Annotated in this window: 5 protein-coding genes; 1 reads left to right on the top strand and 4 read right to left on the bottom strand. The window is 69.8% G+C overall.

The features are described 5' to 3' along the window. The 3 genes from I71_RS14095 to I71_RS39715 all read right to left on the bottom strand — a co-directional run. Positions 1-271 (bottom strand): hypothetical protein (locus I71_RS14095; RefSeq protein ID WP_042695485.1); only part of this gene is annotated, 271 nt, incomplete at its 3' end. A 259-nt stretch (positions 272-530) separates the two neighbouring features. Beyond that, on the bottom strand, positions 531-1,238 hold the full coding sequence (locus I71_RS14100) for a hypothetical protein (protein WP_244433831.1): 708 nt from the start codon (positions 1,236-1,238) through the stop codon (positions 531-533). Next, the gene (locus I71_RS39715) at positions 1,120-1,584 is read right to left on the bottom strand and encodes a response regulator (RefSeq protein ID WP_244433832.1); all 465 of its coding nucleotides are present in this window, start codon (positions 1,582-1,584) and stop codon (positions 1,120-1,122) included. Before I71_RS39715 ends, I71_RS14100 begins: the two co-directional genes overlap by 119 nt. 180 nt (positions 1,585-1,764) lie before the next feature. Here I71_RS39715 and I71_RS14105 point away from each other — a divergent pair, with 180 nt between their 5' ends. Continuing rightward, positions 1,765-2,475, top strand: a complete 711-nt coding sequence (locus tag I71_RS14105) for a hypothetical protein (protein WP_244433833.1) — start codon at positions 1,765-1,767, stop codon at positions 2,473-2,475. A gap of 25 nt (positions 2,476-2,500) precedes the next feature. Here I71_RS14105 and I71_RS14110 read toward each other — a convergent pair whose 3' ends face one another. Beyond that, positions 2,501-2,932: a peptidoglycan-binding protein gene (locus tag I71_RS14110; protein WP_280109874.1), complete on the bottom strand. Its 432-nt coding sequence runs from the start codon at positions 2,930-2,932 to the stop codon at positions 2,501-2,503. Positions 2,933-2,954 lie beyond the last annotated feature (22 nt).

The following is a 2,954-nucleotide window of genomic DNA, read 5'->3' on the forward strand; positions in this document are numbered from 1 at the left end:
AGCTCGGACCGGGGACCTCTAGAGTCACGCCGGGCTGGAACTGGATGTGGTTCTTCTCCAGGAACTTGCGGGCATTCCACAGATTCTGGTCGAAGCCGCCCAGCGGCGAACCGCGATAGCCGGAAATGAAGCATCCGGTGTTCAGCCCGGCGGCGAGGTCGCGCTGGCGCTGCATCATCGGCAGGCGGACCAGCGCCTGGGTGCCGGTGAGGTAAACACGGCCCTGTTCGAGCGCGTATTTGTCTTCGAGCGAGACAGTTGCCAGCGCCATATTTCATTCCCTCCCATCGGTCGGCAACCTGGCAAACTCCGTTGCGGAGTGCTTGGGAGCCGATTTGTTCGCTGGGCAAAAAGGTAATGAAGGCTGTCTTATATCGCAACGGCTGCGGCCGGCCGTCCTGCAAAAAGCAAGGAACGGCGCGGCAACCGCCGGTCTTCCGTAACGGAGCGTATGGAATGCCCTGCCTTGTGGAATTTCCTGCTCCGCCGCCCTCTCGCCCAGACCGTCTCCAGACGATATGGGGGCGGAGTCAGCCGCCGGTCAGGGGGGACTTGCCCGGAGGGGTGGGGCCGCCGCTTTCCGGCCAGCTGCCGAAGTCGCTGTGCCCGCGGGCGGCGAGCGTGCGGACGCTGGCACGCAGCGTGCGGATCAGGCACAGCGCCACCGCCATCGACTGGGTGCCGCTGTCGGACCCGGCCAGCCAGCGCAGCGCCGCGGCATGGGCCTGCAGCGCATCGACATAGCCTTCGATGTCAGGCTCGACCCAGGTGACGCAGGTGGACAGCGACGCCACGATGGAGGTCGCGGCGGAATCGCCGGCGGTGGCGATCTGCAGGTCAGACAGGGCGTGGCGCAGCCGGCTGCCGATGGGGTCCGGCCGGTCGATCGCCGCCTCCAGCTTGTCGAGCGCCAGCAGCAGCCGCACCCGCTTCGGATCCTCGCTGCGCATGGCGGCGGCGTTGCGATCCGGCGGCAGGGCGGAGGCCGGACCGGTGGTCGGCGGGATGGTTGCGGGCGGAATGGGCGGCGGCAACTGAGTGGCGCCGCTGACGGATCGCGGCGGCGTCATCGGCGGGGGGGACGGCAGGCCGGCGATGGAGCCGCCACCTTGGCTGGCGCTACCCTGGCTGGCGGGGCGTGAGGTGCCGCTGCGGTTTTCCGTGCCGCCGGTCCGGACGGCTCCCTCCCGGCGGTTCAGCACCGCGTCGATGCGGCGGGCCAGCGTGGCGGCCGGCACCGGCTTGGCCAGAACCGAATCGGGCACCGGCATCCCAGGCGCTGCGCACGTGGGCGAGTTCGGCGTTGCGGTCCAGCACGATGATCGGCATGTTGGACGCAAGGCTGCCCGGCGACTGGCGGATCCACTGGACCAGCTGCGCGCCGCCCACCGGCTCCATCACCCAGTCGGTCACCATCAGGTCGAAGACTTCGCGACGCAGGGCGTCCTTGGCATCCTGCCCGTTGCCCACCGCGGTGATCTGGCCGACGCCCCACAGTCCCAGCATGTCCTTCAACGCCCGCTGCAGCAGCGGGTTGTCGTCGACAATCAGAATCTTGATGGGGGCGGCGGGGCGCTTCGTCATGGAGCGGTTCCGATGATGCGTCTGTGTCTGTCCCGATATCCGCCTCGACTGCCCGCTTTTCATGGAGGGGGACGGGTAAGCGCCCAATGAGACAGGCCATGCACCGTTGGGTGGGCCGGAGTATCCCCGCCACCTCTTTCGATATGGCGGGGCGGGGTTTTCGCATATCAGAAAAGCCTGATGGTGGTGGACGCGCCTGCCGCCCAGCCCTATGATTTCTCCCATGATCCTGCGGAAAAGGGCGGTGCGATGGACGGTGGATGCTGTGGCGGTTCCTGTGGCGGCGGCTCTTCCCGTCCGTCCGGCGGATCGAACGACCTGAAACACACCATGCGGATGGCCATGGCGGTCAACGGGCTGCTTGGCCTGCTGCTGCTCGGTGCCGCCAACGCGACGCAGGCGGTGTCCCTGTGGGCGGCGGCCCTGCTGGTGCTGAACCATGCCGCCGGCCATGCGGTGGCTCTGGTCGGGCTGGGCCGGTGGCCGGACTCGCGCCTGCGCCTGTCGATGCTGCAAGGGGCGGCGCTGGCCGTTGCCGCGGTGGTGCTGGTCGTGACGGCGGGACGCAGCATCGCCGGCATGGCGATCCCCGATGTGCCGCTCGCCAATCTGGCCCTGCTGCTGGCCATCGGCGTCACGGTGGCGACCGCGACCCTGCTGTTCGCCGGCCGGCGCGGCACGCTGACCCTGCGGGCGATCTGGTTGTGCGCGCGCAAGGACATCCTGCCGCTCGGCGCCGGTCTGGTCGGGCTGGGCGCGAGTTGGCTTCTGCTGGACGGCGCACCGGACGCGATCGTCGGCGCCGCCGTGGCGGCCTTCCTGCTGCCTGCGGCCTGGGCGCTGCTGCGTGAGGGGAGTGCGGGTGAGGGGATCGCCGGGCGGGGGCGTTAACTCCCCGCTTCAGTCCCCCTCCCGCTCAAGAGCGCTGGCGCAGCCGGTCGAGCAGGGCCTTGGTGGCGAAGCCGTCCGGGATCTCCCCGACCGAGGTCTGGAAGCGCCGCACCGCGTTGCGGGTGTTCGCCCCGACGATGCCGTCGGCTGCCCCCGGCTCCAGCCCCAGCGAGGCCAGCCGCTGTTGCAGGTCGATACGCTCGTCCTTGCTCAGCGCCTGCTCCTCGCGCGGCCAGCCGCCACGGACGCCGGGCTTGCCGGTCATGCGGTCGGCCAGCAGGGCGACGGCCAGCGAATAGCTGGTCGACGGATTGTAGCGCATGATCGCGCGGAAATTGTCGCGCACCAGGAAGGCCGGCCCGCGATGCCCGGCCAGCACCAGGATCGACGCCGTACCCTCGCCGCTCAGCTCGCCGCCGTCCAGCGGACGCACGCCCAGCCGGCGCCACTCCGACAGCGGCTTGGGACGTCAGCTCCGC

Origin of the sequence: Azospirillum sp. B506 (assembly GCF_000333595.1) — a bacterium.
Classification (GTDB): Bacteria; Pseudomonadota; Alphaproteobacteria; order Azospirillales; family Azospirillaceae; genus Azospirillum.

Excerpts from the sequence above, each read along its gene's own strand:
- I71_RS39715 (WP_244433832.1), bottom strand. The coding sequence starts at position 1,584 with ATGACGAAGCGCCCCGCCGCCCCCATCAAGATTCTGATTGTCGACGAC.
- I71_RS14105 (WP_244433833.1), top strand. The coding sequence starts at position 1,765 with ATGGTGGTGGACGCGCCTGCCGCCCAGCCCTATGATTTCTCCCATGAT.